This is a genomic window from Enterobacter sp. V87_3, assembly GCF_029967835.1.
Classification (GTDB): Bacteria; Pseudomonadota; Gammaproteobacteria; order Enterobacterales; family Enterobacteriaceae; genus Enterobacter; species Enterobacter cancerogenus.
The window spans coordinates 55,712-80,807 of sequence record NZ_JASCAM010000034.1 but is presented as its reverse complement, the minus strand read 5'-3'; the positions used below and the strand labels follow the sequence as shown (position 1 = coordinate 80,807).

Annotated in this window: 19 protein-coding genes; 1 reads left to right on the top strand and 18 read right to left on the bottom strand. The window is 55.8% G+C overall.

Annotated elements, in window-relative coordinates:
* Positions 1 to 9: 9 nt before the first annotated feature.
* From QLG21_RS21410 to cmoM, 6 genes are all read right to left on the bottom strand, one after another.
* On the bottom strand, positions 10 to 561 hold the full coding sequence (locus QLG21_RS21410) for a YcbK family protein (protein WP_006174497.1): 552 nt from the start codon (positions 559 to 561) through the stop codon (positions 10 to 12).
* A 175-nt stretch (positions 562 to 736) separates the two neighbouring features.
* Positions 737 to 2,560, bottom strand: a complete 1,824-nt coding sequence (ldtD, locus tag QLG21_RS21405) for a L,D-transpeptidase (RefSeq protein WP_282485183.1) — start codon at positions 2,558 to 2,560, stop codon at positions 737 to 739.
* A gap of 183 nt (positions 2,561 to 2,743) precedes the next feature.
* Entirely contained in the window at positions 2,744 to 7,192 is a 4,449-nt protein-coding gene (gene mukB / locus QLG21_RS21400) for a chromosome partition protein MukB (protein ID WP_282485182.1), read from the bottom strand.
* On the bottom strand, positions 7,192 to 7,896 hold the full coding sequence (mukE, locus tag QLG21_RS21395; RefSeq protein ID WP_282485181.1) for a chromosome partition protein MukE: 705 nt from the start codon (positions 7,894 to 7,896) through the stop codon (positions 7,192 to 7,194). Before mukE ends, mukB begins: the two co-directional genes overlap by 1 nt.
* Positions 7,877 to 9,199, bottom strand: coding sequence for a chromosome partition protein MukF (gene mukF / locus QLG21_RS21390; protein ID WP_088207562.1), 1,323 nt, complete (start codon positions 9,197 to 9,199; stop codon positions 7,877 to 7,879). Before mukF ends, mukE begins: the two co-directional genes overlap by 20 nt.
* A 3-nt stretch (positions 9,200 to 9,202) precedes the next feature.
* Complete coding sequence (gene cmoM / locus QLG21_RS21385) at positions 9,203 to 9,982, bottom strand: tRNA uridine 5-oxyacetic acid(34) methyltransferase CmoM (protein WP_006174481.1); 780 nt, start codon at positions 9,980 to 9,982, stop codon at positions 9,203 to 9,205.
* A gap of 124 nt (positions 9,983 to 10,106) precedes the next feature.
* Here cmoM and elyC point away from each other — a divergent pair, with 124 nt between their 5' ends.
* Entirely contained in the window at positions 10,107 to 10,886 is a 780-nt protein-coding gene (elyC, locus tag QLG21_RS21380) for an envelope biogenesis factor ElyC (RefSeq protein ID WP_282485180.1), read from the top strand.
* Here elyC and QLG21_RS21375 read toward each other — a convergent pair.
* The 12 genes from QLG21_RS21375 to serC all read right to left on the bottom strand — a co-directional run bounded on the left by QLG21_RS21375 (position 10,863) and on the right by serC (position 24,934).
* Positions 10,863 to 11,756, bottom strand: a complete 894-nt coding sequence (locus QLG21_RS21375) for a YcbJ family phosphotransferase (protein WP_058609227.1) — start codon at positions 11,754 to 11,756, stop codon at positions 10,863 to 10,865. The genes elyC and QLG21_RS21375 overlap by 24 nt on opposite strands.
* 143 nt (positions 11,757 to 11,899) lie before the next feature.
* The gene (kdsB, locus tag QLG21_RS21370; protein WP_282485179.1) at positions 11,900 to 12,646 is read right to left on the bottom strand and encodes a 3-deoxy-manno-octulosonate cytidylyltransferase; all 747 of its coding nucleotides are present in this window, start codon (positions 12,644 to 12,646) and stop codon (positions 11,900 to 11,902) included.
* Positions 12,643 to 12,825 carry a protein YcaR gene (gene ycaR, locus QLG21_RS21365; RefSeq protein WP_006174474.1) on the bottom strand — a complete coding sequence of 61 codons (183 nt, stop codon included), beginning with the start codon at positions 12,823 to 12,825 and terminating at the stop codon, positions 12,643 to 12,645. The genes kdsB and ycaR overlap by 4 nt, the downstream gene beginning before the upstream one ends.
* Positions 12,826 to 12,870: 45 nt before the next feature.
* The gene (locus tag QLG21_RS21360; protein ID WP_282485178.1) at positions 12,871 to 14,100 is read right to left on the bottom strand and encodes a winged helix-turn-helix domain-containing protein; all 1,230 of its coding nucleotides are present in this window, start codon (positions 14,098 to 14,100) and stop codon (positions 12,871 to 12,873) included.
* A gap of 44 nt (positions 14,101 to 14,144) precedes the next feature.
* Entirely contained in the window at positions 14,145 to 15,122 is a 978-nt protein-coding gene (lpxK, locus tag QLG21_RS21355) for a tetraacyldisaccharide 4'-kinase (RefSeq protein WP_282485177.1), read from the bottom strand.
* Positions 15,119 to 16,867, bottom strand: coding sequence for a lipid A ABC transporter ATP-binding protein/permease MsbA (gene msbA, locus QLG21_RS21350; RefSeq protein ID WP_282485176.1), 1,749 nt, complete (start codon positions 16,865 to 16,867; stop codon positions 15,119 to 15,121). Before msbA ends, lpxK begins: the two co-directional genes overlap by 4 nt.
* Positions 16,868 to 16,903: 36 nt before the next feature.
* Entirely contained in the window at positions 16,904 to 19,168 is a 2,265-nt protein-coding gene (locus QLG21_RS21345; RefSeq protein WP_282485175.1) for a ComEC family protein, read from the bottom strand.
* Positions 19,169 to 19,379: 211 nt separating this feature from the next.
* Positions 19,380 to 19,667, bottom strand: a complete 288-nt coding sequence (gene ihfB / locus QLG21_RS21340; protein WP_003858233.1) for an integration host factor subunit beta — start codon at positions 19,665 to 19,667, stop codon at positions 19,380 to 19,382.
* A 170-nt stretch (positions 19,668 to 19,837) separates the two neighbouring features.
* Positions 19,838 to 21,511, bottom strand: a complete 1,674-nt coding sequence (gene rpsA, locus QLG21_RS21335) for a 30S ribosomal protein S1 (RefSeq protein ID WP_137848944.1) — start codon at positions 21,509 to 21,511, stop codon at positions 19,838 to 19,840.
* A gap of 112 nt (positions 21,512 to 21,623) precedes the next feature.
* The gene (gene cmk, locus QLG21_RS21330) at positions 21,624 to 22,307 is read right to left on the bottom strand and encodes a (d)CMP kinase (protein ID WP_282485174.1); all 684 of its coding nucleotides are present in this window, start codon (positions 22,305 to 22,307) and stop codon (positions 21,624 to 21,626) included.
* A 185-nt stretch (positions 22,308 to 22,492) separates the two neighbouring features.
* A complete protein-coding gene (gene aroA / locus QLG21_RS21325; RefSeq protein WP_058609233.1) occupies positions 22,493 to 23,776 on the bottom strand; it encodes a 3-phosphoshikimate 1-carboxyvinyltransferase in 1,284 nt (427 codons plus the stop codon).
* 69 nt (positions 23,777 to 23,845) lie between these two features.
* Entirely contained in the window at positions 23,846 to 24,934 is a 1,089-nt protein-coding gene (serC, locus tag QLG21_RS21320; protein ID WP_042319449.1) for a 3-phosphoserine/phosphohydroxythreonine transaminase, read from the bottom strand.
* Positions 24,935 to 25,096: the final 162 nt, after the last annotated feature.

The following is a 25,096-nucleotide window of genomic DNA, read 5'->3' as shown; positions in this document are numbered from 1 at the left end:
GTTTCGTTATTACCAGTGCCTGACCGGCCCGGTATCAATATGCACAAAGTTGCTACGTGGGTAATATCCTACACCACCTGCGCGCATAGATAACGCAGCTTTGCGAATATTGGCTAACGAAACGCCTTCAATGTGGAAATCCATTGCCTGCCCTTTGGTGTGGTAGCTTTTTTTCGCTACCCCACGGCTGTGGGCACGCAGTTCGTTATTGGTATCGAGCGAGCGATAGCCAGAAATGAGCTGCACAGGTCTGCTGGTCCCCAACAGGCCCTGAAGGCGAAACAACTGATCAAACAGTCCTGGATCGATGGCTTTTATTTTATTCGCGCGGAAATCACGGAAAAAATGGTTTAGTTTTGCTAATTCATCCTGAATATAGCCTCTGCCATCGAAAAACTCCGCTTTAAGCGACTCACCGGTGTGAAGATTGTTGAGCGTTAAAATACGCGGACGTGGGGTCGAGAGGGTGGCAAATGCTGGCGTCGGCAAGATGGCCGCTGCGCCCAGCGCAACACCACCTAACGCCAGCAGTTTGCGGCGATTAGCGTCAAATTTGTCCATGATAATCAGGTCTACAGGTCAATGAAATCGTCAATATGCTTAGCGCACGAAGGGCACCTTAACTGGCAAAGCCGACAACGTCAAGGCGCCCAACCCCAGTAAATACGCGGCCTACAGCCATATTGCCCCGTATTCACCATAACTTACGACAATCATTTTTCCCGAACTACTTCATTTACCTGATTAATTGTTCCGCTTTTGGCAAAATTTGTGCGCCGGATCGCGCGGTGAGATCATAATTGTAAATATCTGTACGATACTGGGTACGCCCGTCGGCCCCGACAAACGCCGTCAGGTAGTAAAGATTGACGGGAATATTGTGGCGGATATTCACATACCGGGTATCACCTTGTTTCAGCGCATCAGAGATCCGCGTATCGTTCCAGCCAGCATCCTGCAACAGCATGTTCGCCAGTTCAGACGCTTTGTTTACACGAACGCAGCCGGAGCTGAGCGCGCGGGTGTCTTTCTGGAACAGGGTGTGGTTTGGCGTATCGTGCAAATAAATAGCATCGGAACTCGGCATATTGAACTTGTAACGTCCCAGCGAGTTATGCGCGCCCGGTGCCTGCTGGAAACGGAACGGCAGGTTCGAGGCCGTAATCGTAGACCAGTCGACCATATACGGGTCAATCGCTTCTTTACTGTTCCAGCCGCGCATCACCGTATAACCGTGGCGTTCCAGATAGCCCGGATCGTTCCACACCTTAGGCAGGATGTCTTTGCGCGCAAGCGTCGGCGGAACGTTCCACGGCGGGTTCACCACGACATTGTTCAGCGCGCTGCTCATCATCGGCGTTTTACGATCTGGCCGCCCGACAATGACGCGGGACGCCAGCACTTCGTTTCCGTCCTGATAATAAACCAGAGAGTAAGCAGGAATATTGACCATGATGCCGGTCGAAAGCGTACCCGGCAGCAAACGCAAACGCTGGATATTCAGCGCCAGCACCCCTGCCCGCTGCGCAGGAGAGACGTTCAGCCAGTCACGCGTGGACTGACCAATGACGCCATCAGCCCCCAGCCCTTGCGCGGCCTGGAATTGCTTCACGGCTGCCACCAGTTCACGATCGTACGCCGCGGGCTTGTTGTTTAGCCCTACAGCTTTTTTCTCTTTGACCGGGGCTGACGGGCTGACCACCACGTTTTGCGAATCGTCGCCAGGAAGAGCAATGTTAGGCCCGCCATCGAGGATGCCGGAACGGCTGAGGATTTCACGCAGGGCGGGAACATCGCTGCTCCACTGGCCAGGGCGAAGCGTCGCGGTGGCGCGCAGTTGCGGCCACGGCCGCGAGTCCGCCACCAGCGCCAGTAAGGATTGATGCATCGTGGCGTATTGCGGATGCGCAGGCGCAAGGCTTGCGATAAAGCGCGGCAGTTCACCATTATCCAGCGACAACTGCCACTGGTTAATCACTGACAGCGCCGGGGTCGCCAGCTTGTAAGGCTTTTGACTATACAGCCAGCGGTTGCCATTAACCGGAATGCCCGCCACAAACTGCAGGTAGCCCATCATCGCATCAGACAACACCACATCCCGCGCCTGGCCGGTAACGGAAGGGTCAGTCAGCAGCTCTACCCAGGTGGTAAATTGCGGCTGGAAACCCGCAATCGCGACTTCCGCCAGTTGTTGCTGAAACGCGCGCACCGCGTCGCGGTTTTCCCACATAGGTTTCATATCACGCGCGGCATACAGCAGCGTGAGCTGGTTGACATAGGCTGGCGTGTAGCCTGACGGCAAACCCGTCATCAGCTGCTGGCGAAGTGAACCGGTGTCGATCCCTTCGGGTAGCGGCCGGATTCCCGCCATGATCGCCGTCGCCGGAGATTGATCCAGCGGCAGAGACAGCGACATCGGTTGTGTACCCGTCGTTGCAGAGCTGTCCGAAGGTACAACTTCAGGCTCATCCGCCTGTGCGGTAAACAGTGGAGCAAACATCACTGTCAGGCACAAACCCAGCGCTGACAGCTGACGACCACGATTTTTCTTTAGCAACATCCCTTGCCCCCTGTTTTTCACGACATGCCCATCATTCTGGGGCTTATGTTTAGTTAGTATAGGAAGGCATAACCGCAGTTGCCTTGCCTTATGTAAAGAAGTTTAAAGATAACCCCGCTATCAGCACAAGTTAAGTGAATAAAAAAAGCGGCGCTACTGCGCCGCTCTTTGTAACAAAACGCCTCAGGAAGCGTCAGCCGTACCGGGTAACGACTCCGGTGGCTGCGGTGCAAAGCCTCGCAGACCCACGACGTGTACGTGCTCGCTGTTCTGGAAGACTTTACGCACCAGCTTATAGGTAGTGCCTTTTTCCGGGCTGATGTTCTCTGGTGCCGCGATGATAAGCTGCATATCAAGACGGTCGCACAGCTCAAACAGCGTGGCGATAGAGCGGGCATCAAGACGCGCCGCTTCATCAAGGAACAGCAGGCGGCATGGGGAGATATCTTTGCCGCGCAGACGACGCGCTTCATCTTCCCAGCTCTGCACCACCATCACCAGAATAGACATCCCGGTACCGATAGCCTCACCTGTAGAGAGCGCACCGGACTCGGCGCGCAGCCAGCCGTCTGAACCACGGTTGACCTCCACTTCCATCTCAAGATAGTTACGGTAATCCAGCAGCTCTTCGCCGATGGTTTGCGGCGTGCGCTGCCCCATATCAATCTGCGGGTTCAGGCGCTGGTACAGCTTCGCCAGTGCTTCCGAGAAGGTCAGGCGGTTGCTGTTAAATAGATCCTGATGCTGTTCGTGCTGCTCGGACAACACATCAAGCAGCGTCGAGTGGGCCTCACGCACGTTCACGTTCAGACGCACGCTGTTAACCTGACCAAACGACACGCTCTGCAGTCCCTGGTTCAGCTGACGAATACGGTTCTGCTCGCGCTGAATGGTTTTGCGGATGATATTTGCCACGCTGCGGGAGCTGATTGCCAGCTTCTGCTCGCGGGAGGTTAACTCTTCCGTCAGGCGACCCAGCTCGATTTCCATCTGCTCGATGGCTTCGACCGGATCGTCGGTGCGGATGATATCCTGGCGAATACGCTCGCGCAGGTGCTGGTAAACCGCCACGAAGAACTGGATTTTACGCTCTGGACGTTTTGGATCTTCGGACATGCGCAGCACGTCGCGCAGATGTTCGTTATCCGCCACCGCCAGACGCAGCGCACCCAATGCCTTATCCGACATGGAGCGCAGTTCATCCCCGGAAAGGTACGCCAGTTCGCGACGGTGCAGACGACGCTCAACGTTATTGTCTTTCACCATGCGCATCACCGCGCACCAGCCCGCCTTGGCGGTCACAACCTGCTCGCGCATTTCGTGATAGTCGCGTTCCAGCTTGCGCAGGCGACGCGTCAAGTTGTCCATCTCCGCTTCACAGAAGGTCAGTGCTTTTTCCAGCTGATTACGGCGCGCGCGGTTGTTGCTTAACTGGGCATGCAGTTCGTCGCGGCGAATACGCGCCCGCTCTTCCGAGCCGCTGTCGGCGCGAACCCCGATATCCTGCAGCTCTTTGTGTAAATCGTTAAGCAGCTCTTTCTTGGTGTCATAGGAGCTTTTCAGCGAGGCCATGACCTGGCTGTACTGACTCAGCTGCGCAGCGTGCGTACGCATGGCTTCACGGGCGCGAGTACGTTCCGCTTCCGCCTGCTCAAGACGCTGGCGAAGTTTCTCGTTAAGATCGCTGTTACCGCTGAGCATTTCAGCGGAATCAGAGTAGCCAAAGTGGGCGCGACGCTGCACCACTTCCGTCAGGGCAAATGCCTGCTGGCGGGCTTCGCGTTGTACCTGCTGAGACCAGGCGTAATCTTCTTTCAGCTGCTCATACTGTTCCGGATCGCTCTGGAGCACCGAGAGCACCGGTTCCAGTTTCGCCAGCTGATTACCATGCTGCTGAATGAAACGTGCCGCTTCCTGCGCTTCATCCAGACGTTCCTGAATTTCACCGACGCGATCGGCCAGCGTCTCGTCCGCCAGAAGGTTAAGACGCGGCAGAATGCGGTTGAGCGCGGCTACGCCCTCTTTCGCCTGTTCGAACTGTACACGGCTCTGCTGGTTATCATTTTCATGATTCGCCAGCGCGCGTTCCAGTTCACCCCGGCGGGTGTTGAGCTTGCGAATTTCGGCTTCCGGGTCGGCGTCAAACGCCACCGCCAGATGGCTACCGATAAAGCGGCTGAAGGCCTGATGCAGACGCTGGGTTTTCTGAACGTCGAACGACAGGGTGGCAAAACGTTCAGACAGTGTTTCACGCTCGGCGTGCAGAGTTTCGATACGGTTTTCACGCGCGGCACGGCCAAACAGCGGCAGTTCCGGGAAGCGAGAATAGCGCCACTGGCGGTCGGCAATTTTCACCACCACCGCTTTTTCAAGCTCGTCCACGCTGAACACGCTGTCATCGAATGACTGCGGATCCCCTTCGATTAAATAGAGATCTTCCGGGCAATCTTCCAGACCGGCCAGCTGCTCAGAAATCTGCGACAGATCGGGCACGACGATCGCATTACGCGACGGGCCGTACAGCGCCGAGAAGTACGGCGCGTCATCCAAACCCACGTCGTCATAAATTTCCGACAGCAGTACGCCGCCAAAACGTTCCGCCAGCGCATTCAGGCGCGCATCTTCTGCACCGCCCGGCTGGCTTAAGCGTTCAATCTCTTCGTCAACTTCACGTTTACGGTTACCGACTTCATCACGCTCAACGATCGCTTCACGCTCACGCTCCAGCAGCTGTTGCAGGTATTCCGTGACGTCCTGGCCGGATTCAAACGTTTCCCCGCACTGCTCGCTGAGCTGGCTCAGGCTGCTCTGCGCTGCAAGCCAGATCGGCGCGCGTTGCAGGAGCTTTTGCGAACGAGACTGGAGCTGATCCATTTCCTGACGCAGGTTCATGCGCTGTTCGCTGGCGCTGGAAACGCTGTCAGAAAGCGAAGCAATTCGCGCTTCCAGCTCCTGATGCAGGGCTTCAAGATCGTCGAAATCGTAATTTTTGCCCTGACGTTTGCAGAAATCGGCCAGCAGACGCTCGGCTTCCTGCTGCTCACGCAGACGCTGTTCCAGTTCGTTCAGACGCATACGCAGCGGCTGAACCTGTTCGGCCAGATGGCGCTGGTTCATACCGTCACGCAGCAGTTCGCGGGCAACGCTCCAGGCGTCGCTACGCGCAACCGGGCCATTGATCGCCACGACCAGCTGGTATGCCTGCTCAAACTGGCTGTGCGCCGTTTGCGCCACGCTCATTTTCTGATCGAGCGACAGCAGTTTCTCGGTGGCTTCCTGCTCTTTCGCCTGGAAGGTGTCCAGCCAGTCTTCCGCGCTCTCCGGCGTTAAGTCCGGCAGGTGACACAGCTCTTTCGCACGCTGCAGGGCTTGCAGCGCCTGGGTGTACTGAATCGCACGGGTCTGCTGCACGTCCAGCGCCTGCTGGTAATCGGCGAGCTGGCTTTTCAGCTCATCCACTTCCAGCTCAGCCGCTTCGGCGCGCGCTTCGTTCTCTTCCTGCAGATCGGCGGCTTCGGCCACCACTTCGTTTTGCTCTTCAAGACGAATTTGCAGCTCATCGAGATCCGCTTCGTAGCGCTCGATTTTTTCCTGCTGACGCAGTGCGGTCTGCACCAGGTTCAGGTGATCGCTGGCGGCCTGGTAATCGGCTTCCAGATCCCCTTCCGCACCGTTGTGCTCACCCAGTTCGCGCGCCATTTCGACGTGCTTATACTGCTCAGCCACAAGTTGCTTACGGGATGTGAACAGCTCGCGGCGGTACTCCAGGGCCTGATCGAGGTGTATGCGGCGTTCGTTGGCGTGACGCATATAGTCTGCCGCCACATAGTTAGTGGCTTCGCTGATCAGATGTTTAAACAGATCGCGGTCAGACTGGGTCACGCGGATCGCTTCCAGCGTCATGCGGTTTTCACGCAGTGCGGCTTCCATGTCCTGGAAGGCTTTACGCACGCCGCTGTTTTCTGGCAACAGGTAGTCGCGCAACGAGCGGGTAATGGCGCTGGAGATACCGCCGTACAGGGACGCTTCGATCAGACGGTAATATTTGCTACGGTCGGATGCAGTCCGCAGACGTCGGGCAACCACGCCCAGATCGAACATCAGGGAGTGGTATTCGGTAATGGAGTTGAACTGCTTAAACTGCACGCCTTCGATAGCTTCAAGCTTGTCTTTCAGCTCCTGAAGCGTCAGCACGCGCGCCTGACGTTCGTTTAAGGTCTCCGTTAGCAGCGCGGTCGGCTGCACGGAAGTCGGCAGGCCCTGAATGGCGAAAGGTTTGATATCAACCTTACGGTCACGGCCTGCCACCTGCTGCAGACGCACGCCAACCACCACGCGCTGATGACGGGAGTTGATCACGTCCAGCACCGAATAACAGACGCCCGCTTTCAGCTTACCGTGCAGGCCTTTGTCACGGGAGCCGCTTGTCGCGCCCGCTTCGGTGGTGTTTCGGAAGTGCAGCAGGGTCAAATCGGGGATCAGCGCCGTGACGAACGCCGCCATGGTGGTGGATTTACCCGCCCCGTTACCGCCGGAGAGCGTGGTGACCAGCTCATCCAGATCGAAGGTTCGGGCAAAGAAGCCGTTCCAGTTAATCAGCGTCAGTGAGCGAAATTTACCGCGTTCAATCATTACTCTTCCTCCCCGCTTTCCGGCTGATTCTCTTCATGCTCATCATTGAGCTGCAAATGGTTTTCCACCGGCATCGCTTCACCGTCACGGATCATGCGTAGCTGCGCCTCACGCGCATCGTCGCCCGCGCGCACGTCGGCACTAAAGCGGAAGACCGATTCCGTAATGCGGAACTTGCTGCTGTCATGGCCCATAAACCAGACCATACCCAGTCGGCGCAGACGGTTCAGAGAAGAGCGAACTTTTTCCTGCAATTTCTGACGATCAAGGTCTGACCCCGTCGAACGGTTGTTCACCAGCTTGAGCAGCTTGCTTTCATCCGCCAGCGCCAGCAGCTCATCGTAAAGCTCCTGTTGCGTGAAGATACCTTCGTTCGCCAGACGTTCCGGGCTGAGATAGAGATAGCAGAGAATTTTCCCGACCATCATGTCCAGCTCGGAAAGCACGGAGCGCGGAATGAGCGTCGTGGAGCGCGGGCGCAGATAGAAAAAACCTTCCGGCGCACGAATAAGCTCAACGTTGTAACGCGCGTAAAACTCTTCCAGATACTCCTGGAAGTCCATCAAAAAGGCGTGATTATCCAGCTCGTCAAGGCCAATGTGACGACCGGCACGTAGCTGGCTGTCCAGCGCCGGAAACAACGGATTCGCCAGCGCCTGTGCCAGCTTAACTGGCATCACGTTTTCAATATTTGTCAATGACATGCGCCTGTACCTTGGCTCCGTAATCGTTAATCGGCTGCCACTTCGGCGGCAGCCCGGTGAAATCTGCTTGCGCGACGCCCAGGCGTACGGCCTGGTCGACGACAATGCGGGCGATATCGAAATGGCGCGCCCGAGGATATTGCGCCAGATAGTCGCGCACCACGAGACCAAGATCCAGCGGCACTTGTCTGGTTTTGTAGACCGCGAGCTGTTCTTCGATCATCGCCGCAAGCTGCTCGCGAATTTCGTTGAATTCTTCGAATTCCAGATCCGGTGGCAGTTCACCGGTCACTTCTTCATCACGCAACGCCATCTCTTCATCGCGCATATCCAGCAGGCGGTCGGCACTGGCGTAGGTCAGCGCCCACGGCGCATCGAAATAGGTCTGTACCGACTGGCGCAAACGCTGAGCAAAGACGCGGTTTTTATCCATATCAATCGCGGTACGGATAAATTTATGCACGTGGCGGTCGTAGCCAATCCACAGGTCAATCGACTGCTGACCCCAGCTAATAATGCGGTCAAGCTTGCTTTGTAAATCAAACACCAGACGGTCGACAAAGTGCAGATCGTCGTGGGCAAGCGTGGCATCCTGAATACGCAGCAGGTTAGCCTGCAGCTTATCCCCTGCCGCCTCGAGGGTGTCCTGCAGCTCGCGCAGCGTACCAGAGGTTTCTGACAGTAAGAGTTCGCAACTGGAGATGGCCGCCCGCCAGTCTTTATTCAGCAGCTGTGCGATATCGTCTTTCACCTGCTGCTGCTGTTCGTCCATCAGACGCTGGGTCAGATCGATACTGTCAAAGATCTCGGCCACCGAATATTTCAGCGGCGCGTAGACGTTGCGGTGCCAGTGGAATTCATCGCCATTCTCATCTGCCGCATCGGCGGCACGCTTCAGCTCGCCCGCGACAATCGAGAGCTGCATAGAGAGGCGCAGCGTCGAAAACTCACGCTGGCGGATGTAATAGTCGGTAATGCCGATACCCAGTGGCGTCAGACGATAAATGGCGTTTCCTTCCGCCTGCTCGCTGGTAAAGCGGTTCAGCAGACGTTGACGCACCATGTCGTTGATCGCGTTGTTGGCACGCACGCTAATGGTTTCGCTGGTTTGCTCAAACGCATCACTGACATGGCGGAAGGCATCCACCAGTTCACCCTCGCTCATTTCACCATCAAGCCGCTCGCCGTTCAGCGTAGCCACCGCCAGCAGGAAAGAGAGTCTGTCTACCGGCAGCGAGATGGAGAAATCATTTTTTCTGGCCCAGGCAACCAGTTCGGGGACTGTCTGGGAAAATTCACTCATAGATTATCCTTGCATCTGCGGCTTGCGCGCGGTGACGTGGATATAGCGGCCAAGGCTTAAATAAGGCTCCTGGCGACAGTACCGCGTTTCAATTTCTGTTAAGGCGTCTAAGCAGTCATGCTGTTTTTGTTTATCACGCAGATAGTCATGAAACACCCTCACGCCCGTTTTACCGGTGATCTCCCAGCCGATCTCCTCCAGCCAGCCATAGACCTGCTGCGGTTCACGCGGGAAATCCGGCGACAGCGTGCGCCGTTTCTTTTTATACATGCCCTGCTGAACGTAGCCGAAATTGCCCACCAGCACGTTTCGCATTAACAAGCCGTTTGCGTTGTAGAACATCAGCGATAACGCCCCGCCCGGGCGCAACATCGACCACAGCGTTTTTAGCACCGCCTGCGGATCGGCCACCCATTCCAGCACAGCATGAAACAATATCAGATCAACCTGCGTTTCCAAATGCTGCGCAATGTCCTGAGCGGCGCAATGTATAAAATGCATGTTGTCGCTCACACCTTTCTCGTCTGCCGCCTGCCGGGCACGCGCTACCATTTCAGCAGAGAGATCGCACAAGGTGACGTGATGACCCCGCTGTGCCATCAGGATGGCAGTCTGGCCTTCGCCACCGCCCGCATCAAGCACACGCAACCTCTGGCCCGGATAGTCGGCAAGAAGCTTGTCGAGATCCTGCCAGAGGATCGTCTGACGCAGCTGGCCTTTAGTCGTGCCATAAATGTTGCGCGAAAACTTTTCCGCGATGTCATCAAAATTGCGATCCCGCATTGGGAGAGTTCCACTCGCTAACTGCAAAACCGCTATTTTGTCACACCCGAGCGGAGAATGAACCTCTCTGGTGTAATATCACTGGCATTCACCTGCTATATGGTTAAAAAAGGAACCAAAAAGGATGCTTTTTACCCTAAAAAAATACATCGGCGGCATGATGCTTCCCCTTCCCCTGCTGCTGCTTGTCATCGCGCTTGGTCTGGCGCTGGTGTGGTTTAGCCGTTTCCAGAAAAGTGGAAAATCGCTTATTACCCTGGGCTGGCTGGCGCTGCTGCTGTTAAGCCTGCAGCCGGTGGCGGATGGGCTGTTGCGGCCCATTGAGAATAAATATCCAACCTGGCAGGGCAATCAGAAAGTGGGGTATATCGTCGTGCTCGGCGGAGGGTATACCTGGGACCCGGACTGGGCGCCCAGTTCAAATCTGATCAACAACAGCCTGCCGCGGCTTAATGAAGGCATTCGCCTGTGGCTGGCTAATCCGGGTGCCAAACTGATTTTCACCGGTGCCGCCGCGAAAACGAACCCGGTCAGCACGGCGGAAGCCGGGGCTAGAGTGGCGGAATCACTGGGCGTACCGCGCTCGTCAATCATCACGCTGGACACCCCCAAAGACACTGAAGAAGAGGCCGCCGCGGTGAAAAAAGCCATCGGCGACGTTCCGTTCCTGCTGGTAACCTCTGCTTCCCATCTGCCGAGAGCGATGATTTTCTTTGAGAGCCAGGGGCTACACCCGCTGCCAGCACCGGCTAACCAGTTGGCCATCACCGCACCGCTGAATCCATGGGAGCGGGCGATCCCGTCCCCGGTGTGGTTAATGCACAGCGATCGCGTGGGCTATGAGACGCTTGGGCGGATCTGGCAGTGGCTCAAAGGTGTGTCAGGCGAGCCACGGCAGGAGTGATTTCGCCGCAAGATCGAAGTTGGCGCGACTGAAACGCCCGGTATTGACCAGTTGCGCGACTTCATCCCAGAGCAAGTAAAGCCAGCGCCGCCACAGGAAGGCCTCCGCCACCGGCGCGCGCTGCAAGTAATGCCAGAGCAAACCTTCTGCCGCGCCGCTGTCGCTTAGCCTGAACAACTCGTACTCACGCGGTGCCCAAAGCATGATGCCCGGCCCGACCATTGCCAGCAGTTGATCGCTGCGCGGATCTTTAAGCATGCTGCGCAGGGTAAAATTACCGTGTACCAGCACACAGTTGTCGTTAAAACCTTCGAACAGGGCCGGCAGGCATTCCCGGGTGCGGAATAGAATGCGTTTGTCCTGCATGGTTAAACCGGTGTTGTTGAACTGGTTTAAGGTTCCCCACAGCACCTCAATGCGCTGGCGATACCAGAGCGGCCACAGGTTCTCCTGCGTGCTGTCGACCGGGCCAACGAGACCACGGCTGTCCTGCCGGTGCCAGGCGAGCAGCGCTTCCACAATCTGGTCTTTTAACTGCTCCCAGCGCTCTGGCGTGCGCGCCGGGGCTTCCACCGGGACACCGCGTAACCGCTCAATCAACAACACGTCCGGGCCGGGATGCTCTTCATGGGTCATCACACCGTAGACTGTCGGCATACGGACCGTCCCTTCGCGCGCCAGCATCGACATTTTCCAGGCCAGCTGTCGGGCAACGCCCGGCGAGGAAAAACTCCTCGCCATTAGCGGCATCGGGTTTCCCTGACTGTCATACAACGCCCAAAGCGCGGTATCGGCCTTTTCATTCACGCACTCCACCCGGCTTAATGTCTCCCCGAGCAGATGGCTGAGTTCGGCACGCAGTTGTTCCATATGAGATTACCCCCATTAAGACTACTGCTTTTATAATGAGCGCGTCAGGGGAAGATGTCACCCGACAGAGATCAATTAAGGCACTGAAAAGGGAAATAACCTGGCGGGAAACTGTCCCCCCAGGCGGGGGGACGACGGAAAAATTAACGCATTTCGGCGCGAACGCGCTCAAGATCGTCAGGGGTATCTACGCCAGTACCCGGCACTTCCTGGGCAACCGCAACGTGGATCTTCTCCCCGTACCACAGGACGCGAAGCTGCTCCAGCATCTCGATATGTTCCAGCGGGCTTGGTGCCCAGGTGACATAACGGCGAATGAAACCGGCGCGATAGCCGTAGATGCCCAGATGGCGCAGGAAGGTATCGCCAATAGCCTCTTTTGAGACGGCAAAACGATCGCGATCCCAGGGAATGGTGGCGCGTGAAAAATAGAGGGCATACCCTTCGGCATCCATCACCACTTTCACCGCATTCGGATTGAAGGCTTCTTCTACGTGGTGAATCGGCACGGCGAGCGTCGCCATCCCCACCTCACGCTGCGCCAGGTTTTCCGCCACCTGACGAATGATAACCGCCGGGATCATCGGCTCGTCGCCCTGGACATTTACGATAACCGTGTCGTCACTGAAGCCGCATTTTTCAACCACTTCCGCCAGACGTTCGGTACCGGACTGATGATCGGCACGGGTCATGCAAACTTCTCCACCTGCCGCTTCCACCGCACGCGCCACGTCCGGATGATCGGTGGCAACAATCACGCGCTCAGCGCCCGATTCACGGGCACGCTCAAGAACGTGCATAATCATCGGCTTGCCGTTGATGTCCACCAGCGGTTTACCCGGCAGGCGCGTTGAGGCGTAGCGGGCAGGAATGATGACAACAAAATTCATGGTTTGCTCTCTTCTGCGACCAGGGAACGGGCTTCGTTTTCCAGCAGGACCGGAATACCGTCACGCAGCGGGAACGCCAGGCTATCCAGTTTGCAAATCAGCTCTTGTTTGTCCTGGCTGTAGTACAGCTTGCCGTTGCATACCGGGCAGGCAATGATTTCAAGTAAACGGTGATCCATAGTTCCTCCGTAGGGGTAATCGCTAAATCTTAACACATTCCTTTTTCAGGGAGTGCCTGTTTCCCAGCCATGTCGACAGGCGTTAAACAGCCCGTCGGGCAGACGCCCCAGCGTCACGCGGTGGGCGTCCTGCCAGCGCGCAAACTCGCTAATCGCGGACGTTAATCCTTTTTCTAAGGTCGCCGTGACTTTCACGCCGTCCTCAAGGTAAAGCGCAATGATTTCAAGCGTGCCGGTTTTGCGGTGCATTTTGGCATCCATCCGCCCGACAAGCTGCCCTTTGTGCAGTAACGGTAACACGAAGTAACCGAACTGGCGTTTCGGTGCCGGGGTATAGCACTCCAGCCGGTAGCTGAAATTAAAGAGCTGCTCAGCCCGTTTTCTGTCCCAGACTACCGGATCGAATGGCGAGAGTACCGCGCTGTGGGTTGCCTGCAGTTTGCCATCAAGCGCCTGGGGCAGCAGCGGGAGGAGATCCGCATGCAGCCACATTTCGCCCAGCGTGTCCACCGAAACGGGGACGACGCGCTGCTCCTGCTGCCACCTCTCCAGCAGCGGTTTCAGCGCTGGCTGGCGAAGACGATAGTAATCCGCCAGCCATTGCGGGCGGAAAATCCCCAGGCTGCGGGCGCTGTTCTCAAGCATGACGGCTTCAGCCGCCTCCTGAGTGAGGAGATCGCGCTGGTCGTCCCAGTGCGGCATCACGCGGTGCGTCAGGTCATATACACGCTGAAAGTTACGCCGCTCAATCACCATGACTTTGCCGGAAGTAAATAGCCCTTCCAGATGTCGTTTGTGCGGCTTCCATTCCCACCAGCCGCTGGCCCCTTTACGGGGATGTTCAAAATCAGCGGACCGTACCGGACCCTTCTCCTGAATATGCGCGATCAGCTGCTCAATTTCAGCGGCGTGCTCCAGCATCCACGCCTGGCGGTATTTCCAGCCCATCTTATCCGGGGAGAGCATCCGATGGCGGACCAGCGCGAAGTCGCTGCGCGGAAGGAAACAGGCCTCGTGCGCCCAATATTCCATCAGCTCGCCCTGCCTGAGGGCGTTGTCGAGCCACTGAGGCTGATAGTTCCCCAGACGGCTAAACAGCACCAGATAAGGGCTGCGCGCCACGATATTGATGGTGTCGATTTGCAGTAAGGACATGCGCTGCACGGTAGAGAGAATATCGGTGGGCTGAGCGCGGCGACGCGGCTTTTTTAAAAGCCCCTGCGCGGCAAGGTGAAGATGACGTGCGGCTGAAAGCGAGAGTTGCGGTAAAGACATGCGTTTTCCTGTCCGTAAAAGCGCCACCAGAACCGCAGTTGCTGTTAATGCACTAACGCAATCAGTTCTTTAAGCAGTTGCTCCGGTTGCTCGCCGCTAAGTTCAGCGTCAACCGGCAGATACCACCAGTTTTCTTTCGCGAAGGCACGGCATTTCACCGCGTCTTTTTCGGTCATGATCAGCGTCTGCTCAGGCGACGCCAGGGCGTTAACCTGCTCCGATACCAGCGCCTGATGGTCGGCCAGCGGAACACGCTTTTCAAGTTTTGCGCCGCACTGTTCAAGCGTCGCGAAGAAACGCGGAGGATGGCCAATGCCCGCCATCGCCACCAGTGACGTCAGTTGGGAGACCGCTTTCCTTTCACCGGTAAGCAGATTTACCGCCAGCCCCGGATGAAGGTGCATCGGGATCTCCCCCGCTCTGGCTTCACCGCCGTTGGCGATAACCGCATCAACGCTTTTAAGACGAGAGGCTCGCTCACGCATTGGCCCGGCCGGTAACCACCAGCCGTTCCCGAAACGGCGAACACCGTCAATGACAACAATCTCTTTGTCACGCGCGAGGGCATAATGCTGCAGGCCATCGTCAGTGATGACAATCTGAACCGAGTGTTCTGCCAGCAGGGCCCGCACGGCCTCGCTGCGCACCGGCGAGACTGCTACCGGCGCGTGGGTTCGCTGAAAAATCAGCACCGGCTCATCACCCGCTTCGGCGGTAGTGGTGTCTGGGGTCAGCAGCAACGGATACTGCACCGCATTTCCGCCATACCCCCGCGACACAACCCCGGCGCGGATACCGCGTTTTTGCAATTGCTCCACCAGCCAGATCACCACCGGCGTTTTACCGTTTCCGCCTGCGGTTAAATTCCCCACAACAACAACCGGCACCGGCGCTCGCCATGCACGTTTCAGCCCAAGCCGGTACAGCAAGCGAATAGCACCGCTCACCAGGCCATACAGCCAGGAGAGCGGCAGCAGCAGTCGCCAGAGAGGAGATTCACCTGACCAGATGCGTGCAATCATTGACCAAACTGCATCTTATGAAGCTGGGCATACACGCCGCGGTGAGCCAGCAGATCCGCATGGCTGCCGCGTTCAACGAGAACGCCATCTTCAACGACAATAATTTCGTCAGCCTTTTCAATGGTCGACAGACGGTGCGCAATGACCAGCGACGTACGGTTCTTTTGCAACTCATCCAGCGCGGACTGGATGGCACGCTCAGACTCGGTATCCAGCGCAGAGGTGGCTTCATCAAGGATCAGGATTGGGCTGTCGCGCAGCAGGGCACGCGCAATGGCAATACGCTGGCGCTGACCACCAGAGAGCAGAACGCCGTTCTCGCCGATGATCGTATCCAGGCCGTTATCCATCTTGTTGATAAAGTCCATGGCATAGGCCATGCGAGCGGCGTTTTCGATCTGCTCGCGGCTGTACTCTTCCGTGCGCGCATACGCAATGTTGTTGGCAACCGTGTCGTTAAACAGGTGTACGTTCTGGGAAACCAGCGCAACCTGGTTACGCAGCGACTGCAGGGTATATTCCCGCAGATCGTGACCGTCCAGCAGGATTTCACCTTTGTCGATGTCGTAGAAGCGGGTGATCAGACTGGCAATCGTTGATTTACCGGAGCCAGAACGCCCAACCAGCGCAACGGTTTTACCCGCCGGGAGGTTAAGGCTGATATCACGCAGCGCAGGCGTTTCGCGGCCAGGATAGGTGAAAGTGACGTTGCGGAACTCAAGGTCTCCTTTGGCGCGGACAATTTCGCGCGTACCTTCGTCTTTTTCCTGCTCAGAATCAAGGATGCTGAACAAGGTCTGGCACGCCGCCATCCCGCGCTGGAACTGCGCGTTGACGTTAGTTAGCGATTTCAGCGGACGCATCAGCGCAATCATAGACGAGAAGACAACGGTAATCGTACCTGCCGTCAGGGTATCCATCACGCTCGGGAAGCTCGCCGCATACAGAACAAAGGCCAGCGCCAGAGAAGCAATCAGCTGAATAATCGGATCGGAAATGGAAGAGGCCGACACCATCTTCATCCCCTGCAGACGCATTTTATTGCTGACCTTATCAAAACGTTTGGTTTCGACTTCCTGGCCACCAAAGATCAACACTTCTTTATGACCTTTGAGCATCTGCTCTGCGCTGGTAGTCACCTGCCCCATCGTATTCTGCATGTTTTTACTGATATTGCGGAAACGCTTAGAAACAAGGCGGATAGCGAACGAAACAATCGGCGCTAAGACGATAAGAATGATCGACAGCTGCCAGCTGTAGTAGAACATCATGATAAACAGGCCGATGATCGAAGCACCTTCACGCACCACGGTGATCAACGCGCTGGACGAGGAAGAGGCAACCTGCTCTGAATCATAGGTGATACGCGACAACAATGTGCCGGTAGACTGCTTGTCAAAGAATGCGACCGGCATGCCCATCATGTGGCTGAACAGTCGACGACGCATGGTCATTACCACTTTTCCCGATACCCAGGAGATGCAGTAGCTGGAGACGTAGCTGGTAATACCGCGCAGGATCATCAGGCCAATAACCACCAGCGGCATCCATAGCAGCACCGATCGATCTGTTTTACCAAAACCGTCATCCAGTAACGGTTTAAGAAGCGATAGCATAAAGGTATCGCTGGCTGCGTTGAGGATTAACGCTACGCCCGCCACGATCAAGCCTGATTTAAAAGGTGCAATCATCGGCCAGAGTCGGCGGAACGTTTGCCACGTGGAGAGATCTTTGTCGTTATGCATTCAAAAAACCAGCATTTGTTGAAATAGCCGCATATTCTACCCGTTATCTACGCGCACGCCAAACCACTGATGATACCAACGAGGTAAACAGCCATCCCGTAATCGTCGGATTTGCGTGCCATGTAGCGAAAATGTTACCGAAATTTGCCCGGAATGCGGCGTGTCAAACCAGGCATATCCCTCTTTCCTGTAGCGCCTGACCACTTTCGCTGAAGGAAAATGCCAGGCGTTATAACGCGCCGCGGACGCTAACGCTATTTTGCCTTCAACACGCTGCACCATGGGGGCAAATGACGATGTATTACTGCCATGGTGAGGTACCTGAATCAGTGTAGACGTAAGATCGCGCCAGCGATGGCTCAGCATCGCCTGTTCAGACGCTGCCTCAATATCCCCTGTCAGAAGCACGCTTTGCTCACCATCATCAATTTTAACAACGCAGGAGCGATTATTGCCCTTCCCCACAAAGCCCGCCGGAGGCCAGTGCACGGTAAAGATTAACCCCTGCCACTGCCACCGCTGCCCACGAAAGCACGGAAGATGTCCGGCCCACCCCAACGGGCTTCTGACCCACAGCTGTGGCCACGTTTTCTGCAAAGATGCTAACCCTCCAGCGTGATCGAGGTGCTCGTGGCTGAGGACGATCCCTTCTGGTTTCAGGTTATGCCAGCGTAGCCAGGGAATGATGAGCTGCTGGGCGCTGTCTCCCCCGGGCCAGGCGAGACCTGTATCGTACAGGATCGCTTTGCCGTGGCGTTCCACCACCATCGCCAGCCCCTGTCCGACATCCAACATATGCAGGGTCCAGCCCGCGTTTTTATCCGTGCGCCAGAGTGGAAACGCCAGCATCACGCTTGTGGCCAGACACACCGCAGGAACAACACGCCATGCACGGAAACGCCACCCTATCAGGGCAAACCAGGGGAATAAGGTGAGATATTGCCAGCGCTGATCGACCCCCTGCCAGCCAACCGGCAAGCGCATTAACAGCCAGAAGAGCACACCGAGAGATTTATCTGCGGTAAACCAGATTATGGATTCCAGCGAGGTCAGCGGAAGTAAATGCAGTGCCATGCCGAGCAGAATCAACGGGACCGAAACAAACGTCACCAGCGGCACGGCAAAAAGGTTTGCCACCAGCGAGGAGAGACTCACGCCGTGAAATATTAATACCTGCAGCGGCAGAAGCAGCACCAGCATTCCCGCCTGCAGATGAACCAGATTCACGATTGGGCGTAACCGACGGCTCCAGCGCCAGTCTGGCAACGGCAGCCACAGGAACCAGAAAATTAACGCGGCTACGGCAAAAGCCGACAGCGCAAAGCTTTGTGACAGCACGGCCAGCGGGTCGAGGATCAAAATCATCGCGACACAGCTCAGCCAGACCTGCCAGGAGGACCACTGGCGGCCACTCATTCGCAGCGCGGCGAGCACGGCAAGCGAAACAGCCGTTCGCAATGCGGGCGGCTGCATGCCGGTAAGCCACGAATAAAACACAGCGAAGAGCAGCCCCGCCAGCACCGGTCCCTGCCAGTGGATCAGATGCACCGGTAATAAAAACTGAAGTCCCCGGGCGAGCAACCAGAAGAGGGATGCCGCCAGCGCAATGTGCAATCCTGATATCGCCATCAGATGCAGCGTCCCTGTCTCACGCATCAGGTCCTTTATTTCGCGCGTGACGTTAAGCCGCTCTCCCATACCCAACCCCAACATTACCGGCCCCCATACATAGGATGTGAGCCTGTTTTGCAGTGATGTGAGATAGGTTGCGCGTAAACTGCAATGCGCGTCGACGATTGTGGCCTGAGTAAACCGCCCGCTCAGCGTTTGATGGCGGGCAATGGCGTTTTGCTGCGTGTCATACCCGCCATCGTTCAGCTCACCATGCACCGCCCGCAGACGAAGCGTCATGGCCCAGCGCTGTCCAACGCACACAGGCTGCGGCAGATAGTTTCCATAAAGCGTGATACCCGTTGAGGCCCACCAGCGTTTTCCGTTCAGGGTAACGATCTTTCCCTGATGCATCGTTGCCCCATCGGTGGCAGTGATCATCACCTCGGCCTGCTGTGGCCCCGTGGTTAAATGTGCCATAGGCCAGACGCTTTCTTGCGCGGCGAGGATGCCCCAGCAAAAAAAGAGTAAACCTGCCCCCGTTAGTTTCAGTGCATTTTTTTTCTGAACGCCAAGTGCTGCCCCGGCCGCAATCAGCACCCAGACGCTATGAAGCCCTGGCAGTACGGGTAACCAATACAACGGAATAATGGCCAGAATGGCGCAGACGCTGATGACGGATATTCCCACATGTCCCTCCCTGTTTTAGGAAGTATGCGGGCAGTTCAGGGCGTGGTCAGACAGAAAAAATGCACGTTACAGCCCTCGCTGTAAACTTTTTCACGCGATTGCAGGAAGGACAGAAAGCGTTGCGAGGCGCCTTCAGGATCTAAGACGAGAAAAACAAAAAAAGCACCCGCAGGTGCTTTCTTTTAAACCCAGTTTAACCCGATGGCTAAACTCAGTTACCGTAAATATTGGCGCGATCGCGCAGCTCTTTACCCGGCTTAAAGTGCGGAACGTACTTACCTTCCAGCTCAACTTTATCGCCCGTCTTCGGGTTACGCCCGGTACGTGGTGCACGATAGTGCAGAGAGAAACTACCGAAACCGCGGATTTCAATGCGCTCGCCCTGGGCAAGAGTGGTGGCCATATGCTCCAGCATCTCTTTTACGGCATCTTCCACTGCCTTGGCAGGGATATGCGGTTGCTGACTGGCAAGTCTTTCAATCAATTCTGACTTGGTCATGATTCCTCCGGTTCCTTTCAAACCAATTAGCTTAACAGCTCATTAAACAAGGGCGGCCGTAGCCGCCCTTTGTTATTGATTACAGGATGAATCCTGCAATCTGTCAAGTCCGCCTCACATCCTTTGCGCTGTAAATGCTTTACAGGTCAAGAGAAGGAGAGAACCTGATATTACTCGCCTTTAGCTGCTTTGAAAGCTTCAGCCATTGCGTTGTTAGAGAAGTTTGCATCTTCCTGTTTGTTAACAGTTGCGATTGCATCTTTCTCATCAGCTTCGTCTTTCGCACGAACAGACAGGCTGATTGCACGGTTCTTACGGTCAACACCGGTGAACTTAGCTTCAACGTCATCACCAACGCTCAGAACCAGAGTTGCATCTTCAACGCGGTCACGTGAAGCTTCGGAAGCGCGCAGGTAACCTTCAACGCCGTCAGCCAGTTCTACGGTTGCGCCTTTAGCGTCAACTGCAGTCACTTTACCGTTTACGATTGCGCCTTTCTTGTTCAGTGCAACCCAGTTGTTGAACGGATCTTCTGCGAGCTGTTTAACGCCCAGGGAGATACGCTCACGTTCTGCGTCAACCTGCAGAACAACTGCAGCGATTTCGTCGCCTTTCTTGAATTCACGTACTGCTTCTTCGCCTGCAACGTTCCAGGAGATGTCAGACAGGTGAACCAGGCCATCGATGCCGCCGTCCAGGCCGATGAAGATACCGAAGTCAGTGATAGACTTGATTTTACCTTCAACACGGTCGCCCTTGTTGTGGGTTTCCGCGAACTGCTGCCATGGGTTGTTTTTGCACTGTTTCAGGCCCAGGGAGATACGACGACGTTCTTCGTCGATATCCAGAACCATCACTTCCACTACATCACCAACGTTAACAACTTTGGATGGGTGGATGTTTTTGTTGGTCCAGTCCATTTCGGAAACGTGCACCAGACCTTCAACGCCTTCTTCGATTTCAACGAAGCAGCCGTAGTCAGTCAGGTTGGTAACGCGACCAGTCAGTTTAGTACCTTCTGGGTAACGCTTAGCGATAGCTACCCATGGATCTTCGCCCAGCTGTTTCAGGCCGAGGGATACACGAGTACGCTCGCGGTCGAACTTCAGCACTTTAACAGTGATTTCGTCGCCCACGTTCACGATTTCGCTTGGGTGCTTAACGCGTTTCCACGCCATGTCGGTGATGTGCAGCAGGCCATCAACGCCGCCCAGGTCAACGAATGCGCCGTAGTCAGTGAGGTTCTTAACGATACCTTTGACTTCCATGCCTTCCTGCAGGTTTTCCAGCAGCTGATCGCGTTCTGCGCTGTTTTCGGATTCGATAACGGCACGACGGGATACAACAACGTTGTTACGCTTCTGGTCCAGCTTGATTACTTTGAACTCAAGCTCTTTGCCTTCCAGGTGCAGGGTGTCACGGACTGGACGAACGTCTACCAGTGAACCTGGCAGGAACGCACGAATACCGTTCAGCTCAACAGTGAAGCCACCTTTAACTTTGCCGTTGATAACACCAACCACAGTTTCAGCTTCTTCGTAAGCTTTTTCCAGCGTGATCCAAGCTTCGTGACGCTTAGCTTTTTCACGGGACAGCAGGGTTTCGCCGAAGCCGTCTTCTACTGCGTCCAGCGCAACGTCAACTTCGTCACCGACCTGAATTTCCAGCTCGCCGGCTGCGTTTTTGAACTGCTCTGCAGGAATTGCAGATTCAGATTTCAGACCCGCATCAACCAGAACTACGTCTTTGTCGATAGAGACAACAACGCCACGAACGATGGAACCCGGACGGGTTTCGATTGTTTTTAAAGATTCTTCAAATAGTTGAGCAAAAGATTCAGTCATGTTTAATCTTCAGAGTTAGATTTAACGTCCACCTGGCTTCATGCCGGATGGGGTTGTTTCACATACCCGCTCACAATCCATTGCAGCGGGGGTACTACAAATTCTGTCGCGATTACGCGAGTGCCAATTTCTGGCGCGCATATTGTAGCGCTTTTTCAATCACTTGCTCAATAGTTAAACTGGTGGAATCCAGAACTAATGCATCTTCTGCGGGAACAAGTGGGGCGACGGCGCGGTTACGATCGCGGTCATCGCGCTCTTTTATCTCGGATAAAAGGCGTTCAAAGTTAACACTAAACCCCTTTTCCTGCAACTGAAGCATGCGGCGTTGAGCACGTTCTTCCGAAGAGGCATCAAGGAAAATCTTCACTGGTGCATCAGGGAAAACCACCGTTCCCATGTCACGTCCGTCAGCAATCAGCCCAGGGGTTTCACGGAAACCTCGCTGGCGACGCAGCAGTGCTTCGCGTACGCGTGGGAACGCGGCGACCTGAGAGGCCGCATTCGCGACGTCCTGGGTACGGATTTCACCGCTGACGTCTTCCCCTTCAAGGATCACTTCAAGGTTGCCGTTGGTTGAGACAAAACGGACATCCAGATGCGCGGCCAGGGGAACCAGGGCCTCTTCTGAGGCAACATCCACATGGTGATGCAGTGCAGCCAGAGCCAGCACGCGATAGATTGCTCCCGAATCTAAAAGATGCCATTGCAAGGCTTCTGCCATCGCTTTGCACAAGGTCCCTTTCCCTGCGCCACTTGGCCCATCAATGGTGATTACCGGGGCAACTGCCGTCATCGTTTTCTCCTTAATAAAGGCATACCGTTTACATAAACGCCGCGCATTATACGCGCCAATGTACGCAACTGTTAACTTTGCGTGCAAATTACGGAATTAATGAAGCAGAGTGTAGAAGAAATGGACGGGAATGCGTGTCAGAAAGCGTAAGGAAATGCCGCATCGGGAGATGCGGCAGAAGGTTATCAGGCCAGCGTACTAATGCGGGCCAGCTGTTCGAAATAGTCCGGGAAGGTTTTTGCCGTGCATTTCGGATCGAGGATGGTGACCGGCGTATCGGACAGCGCCACCAGCGAGAAGCACATCGCCATGCGGTGATCGTTGTAAGTCCCAATCTCGGCGAATTGCAGCGTTGCCGGCGGTGTGACGCGAATGTAATCTTCCCCCTCTTCAACCGTTGCGCCCACTTTACGCAGCTCGGTCGCCATCGCGAACAGGCGGTCGGTCTCTTTCACGCGCCAGTTGTAGATGTTACGTAACGTCGTGGTGCCTTTGGCAAACAGTGCCGCCGTCGCAATGGTCATCGCCGCATCCGGAATGTGGTTCATGTCCATATCAATGGCGTTCAGTTCACCGTGGGTGCAGGCGATAAAATCCTCTCCCCAGGTCACAACCGCGCCCATTTTCTCCAGCACGTCAGCAAAACGAATATCGCCCTGCACGCTGTTGCGGCCAATACCGGTGACTTTTACGGTGCCGCCTTTAATCGCGCCCGCCGCCAGGAAATAGGAGGCTGACGAGGCATCCCCTTCAACGAGATAGTGGCCCGGCGACTGATACTGCTGCGCACCGCGCACCACGAAACGCTGATACGACTGGTTGTCGACCTCAACACCGAAGGTCTTCATCAGGTGCAGCGTGATATCGATGTAGGGCTTAGAGACCAGGTCACCTTTGATGACAATCGTCGTGTCCTGCGGTGCCAGCGGCGCGGTCATCAGCAGTGCCGTCAGGAACTGGCTTGACACGCTGCCGTCAACCTCAACATGACCGCCGGTGAAACCTCCGCGCAGACGCAGCGGCGGATAATTTTCCTGCTCCAGATAGTCAATCTGCGCGCCGCCCTGACGCAGGGCATCCACCAGATGACCAATCGGACGCTCTTTCATGCGCGGCTCGCCGGTCAGCACAACGTCGCCACTGCCGAGACACAGCGCCGCCGCCAGCGGGCGCATTGCCGTCCCGGCGTTGCCGAGAAACAGTTCCAGCGCCTCAGACGAGCGTAACGCGCCGCCGTTGCCGGTGACGTCACAGCGGGTACGGTCTTCGGAGAGCGTGTAGTGAACTCCCAACGCTTTCAGCGCATTGAGCATATGGCGCACGTCATCGCTGTCCAGCAGATTCGTGAGGACAGTGGTGCCGTTTGCCAGAGCTGCCAGCAGCAGAGCGCGGTTCGAGACACTTTTTGAACCAGGCAGATTGATGGTGCCATCTACCCGCGCGATAGGTTGTAACGTCAGGGATTCCATGAAACTTAACTCTCAACTCAACTGAATAAAAACCCCGCAGCCAGGCTACGGGGGTGAAAAACGGTGCAATTAACCGTGACGACGTTCGAAGTCAATCATGAAGTCGGTCAGCGCCTGAACGCCTTCCAGCGGCATGGCGTTATAAATGGAGGCACGCATGCCGCCAACAACACGGTGGCCTTTCAGCGCGTGCAGGCCTGCAGCAAAGGACTCTTCCAGGAAAAGCTTATCCAGGCCGTTGTCCGCCAGCTGGAACGGCACGTTCATGCGGGAGCGGTTGGCTTTTGCGACGTCGTTGCGGTAGAAGTCGCTCTTATCAATGACGCCATACAGCAGTTCGGCTTTCTGCTGGTTGATTTTGTCCATCTGCGCCACGCCGCCGTTCTGTTTCAGCCATTTGAAGACCAGGCCAGAGAGGTACCAGGCAAAGGTTGGCGGGGTGTTGAACATCGAATCGTTATCGTTCAGGACGGTGTAGTCCAGAATCGACGGGCAGGCTTTATGCGCTTTTCCGAGCAGGTCTTCCCGCACGATAACCAGCGTCAGGCCAGCAGGACCGATATTCTTCTGCGCACCGGCGTAAATCACGCCGTAGCGGCTGATATCCAGCGGTGAGGAGAGAATGGTGGAGGAGAAATCCGCCGCCACGACCACGTTTTCGCCGAAATCTGGCTCTTCGTGAATGGCGATGCCGTCAATAGTTTCATTCGGGCAGTAGTGAAGGTAAGCCGCATCGCGGGAGAGTTGCCATTCGCTCATTGGCTTCACGGCACGCAGGCCGTCAACGGTCACTTTGGCGTCGATGACGTTTGGGGTGCAGTATTTATGCGCCTCTTTCACCGCGCTGGCTGCCCAGTATCCCGCATCAACGTAGTCAGCGGTCGTTTTGTCGCCCAGAATATTGAGCGGAACGCCAGCAAACTGACCGCGTCCCCCGCCGTGGCAGAACAATACTTTGTAGTTCGAGGGGATGTTCAGCAGATCGCGAAAATCCTTTTCTGCCTCTTCCGCCACCTGAATAAATTCTTTACCACGGTGGCTGATCTCCATCACCGACGTACCCAGACCGTTCCAGTCACACAGCTCCTGCTGAGCCTGCTTGAGTACATCCGCCGGTAACATTGCCGGACCTGAACTGAAATTAAAGACTTGAGTCATTTCCCCTCACCACGCTAAAAGCCATAAGTTATAACTGTGGATATCGGTTTTATCATTCAGTGACACGCGCCGCAATGTCTAAAACTGACGAGCGTTAAAATGTGTCCGCCGTCACACAAAACAATCTGCCACCCTGGTCATAAGAAACCGACAAAATGGCTG